The organism is Alistipes sp. CAG:29, assembly GCF_000435435.1.
Classification (GTDB): Bacteria; Bacteroidota; Bacteroidia; order Bacteroidales; family Rikenellaceae; genus Alistipes; species Alistipes onderdonkii.
Window position 1 is genome coordinate 8,147 of sequence record NZ_FR893472.1, and the last position, 2,322, is coordinate 10,468.

The following is a 2,322-nucleotide window of genomic DNA, read 5'->3' on the forward strand; positions in this document are numbered from 1 at the left end:
AGCAGGAATTCCCTGCGACGTTGCACCTGCTGGAACGCAGCGGCAAGCAGGGGCTGGGCACGGCCTATCTGACGGGGTTCCGCTGGGGACTGGACAACGGGTTCGACTATATCTGCGAAATGGACTGCGACTTCTCGCACAATCCCGACGATCTGGTACGGCTGTACCAGGCTGCGGCCGAAGGGAACGACGTGGTGGTCGGTTCGCGTTACGTGCAGGGCGTGAACGTCGTGAACTGGCCGATGTCGCGTCTGCTGATGTCCTACTTCGCTTCGATGTACGTACGCATCGTGACCCGCATGCCCCTGCGCGATGCGACGGCGGGGTTCGTCTGCTACTCGCGCCATGCGCTGGAGACGATCGACCTCGACGCCGTGAAGATGAAGGGATACGGGTTCCAGATCGAGATGAAATACTCGGCATGGCGGCTGGGACTCAAACTCAAGGAGGTGTCGATCATCTTCGTCGAACGCCGCGAAGGCACCTCGAAAATGAGCGGCGGCATCTTCCGCGAAGCGTTCTTCGGCGTGCTGGGACTCCCGTTCCGTTCGATCAGAAGCGCGAAAAGGCAGTGACAGCCATCCGGCAGGAATACGGACGCCAGCCTCCCGGGAGGCTGGCATTTATGCATACATACTTTACAGCGGAATCCGAGCACCCCGGAAATCAAAACGTAAAGAAATAGTTCATGAAGAAATTCCAGAAGGTGACTACCCCGATGGCAAATAATTTAGCCAGGTAGAAATTCAGTTTCCAGCGTTCGTGCAGCAGATAGATCGTGAGGTTGTTGATCACGAGCCCGACGGCTGCGATACCGAGGAAACGGAGGTATTGCCCGGCAATGTCGGGGTTTTCATTATGGAACGTCCAGATGCGGTTCAGGACATAGTTCGAGGTCGACGCACAGAGGAACCCCAGCGAATTGGCCAGGTACTTGTTCAGGCGCAGCCACTCCTTGCAAAGGTAAGTGATCCCGAAATCAATGAAGACCCCCGAACCTCCGACGACACAGAATTTGATGAACTGCTGGATCATGGTGCGACGACTTCCGTGCGGAGAGGTTTCCCGTTAAACCAATTCGTATACCCATCGCGGCGCAGGGCGAAACCGGCATCGAAACCGGCGCCGGAGAGTTGCTCCGGGACGACGAACCGCACCTCGCGCGTGATGGTATCCCCGGCCGGGATATTGAAATGCTCCCCCGTATCGAATTCCTCGACGCGGAAGCGACCGTGCTTCCAGAGCATCACGAGCGACCGATCCCCGCAGACCCCAATCGCATAGGGATAGGGGTTCGAGATGCGCAGCGTCAAACGCAGCGTATCGCCCGCAACGACCTGTTCGGGCAGCCCCGTAAAGGCAATATCCACCAGGCGCGTCGGATGAAAATGCGGGTCGACGAACCACGAAAAACGTTTGCCGTTGGGCAACACGACGCTCCGGACGCGGCCCGTGGTATCCGCCCCGTCGTAAGGCGTTTCGACCAGCACCTCGTGTCCCGCGAAGCGCGTATCGTCATCGCGGAACTGCCACTGGTGCGTACGGTAGCGGATATTGGGCTGGCAGTAGGCCTCGCCCCCGGTATAGAAGGCGTATTTGGCCGCGACGGCATAGCCATGGCGGAAAACGACGGGGCGGCCGTCGGCGATCCCGGCGATCCGGCCGTAGCTCGCAGGATTGTCGAAGACCTCGAAACGCAGGCCCAGCGGATTGAAGATCATTTCGAGACGTACCAGACCGACCAGCAAAACGGTCGCCAGCCCGGCGCACATCAGGTAACGCCGCGTGCGGGAATGCCGGCGGGCATAGGTGAAAAGCGTATAGATCAGGCCGAAAACGGCGACGATCACCCATTGGGGTTGCACGTAACCGCGAAATGTCGAGAGCAGGAAAAAAACGATGAACGCCACGGGGATAAACTTCAGCGCACGTTCGACGGCGTTTTGCGGCTTCACGGCGATCCAGGCCTTCACGTACAACGGCACGAAGAAGGGATTGAAGACCACCAGCAGGTTGAGCAGGTATTCGGCGACATAATTGGGCCGGAACACCGAATTACGCCCCGCCAGATGATAGGCCAGCGAGGCCCAGTCGTGCTCGTACTGCCACACGAAATGCGGCACGAGCAGCAACAGCGCTACCGCGCCGCTGAGATATAGGGTCGGACGCAGGAACAGACGGGGGGGGGTCGCCGCAAGCGCGAAGAGTACGACCAGCGCCCCGTGGTATTTGCTGTAAGCCATCAGCGCCATGGCAACCCCCATCCAGAGCCATGCACAACGCCGGTTCTCGGAGAACCACTTGAATGTCAGCAGGAACAGC

The 2,322-nt window shown here is 59.2% G+C and carries 3 protein-coding genes; 1 reads left to right on the top strand and 2 read right to left on the bottom strand.

The genetic code is table 11. The features are described 5' to 3' along the window. Window positions 1–575: glycosyltransferase (locus tag QVP03_RS08290; protein WP_288210712.1), on the top strand; the 575-nt coding region annotated here is incomplete at its 5' end. A gap of 91 nt (window positions 576–666) precedes the next feature. Here QVP03_RS08290 and QVP03_RS08295 read toward each other — a convergent pair. Beyond that, window positions 667–1,035 (bottom strand): GtrA family protein, encoded by a 369-nt coding sequence (locus tag QVP03_RS08295; RefSeq protein WP_022333032.1) that lies wholly within the window; start codon window positions 1,033–1,035, stop codon window positions 667–669. Beyond that, on the bottom strand, window positions 1,032–2,322 hold a 1,291-nt coding region (locus tag QVP03_RS08300; RefSeq protein ID WP_288210713.1), incomplete at its 5' end, for an ArnT family glycosyltransferase. The genes QVP03_RS08295 and QVP03_RS08300, both read right to left, overlap by 4 nt.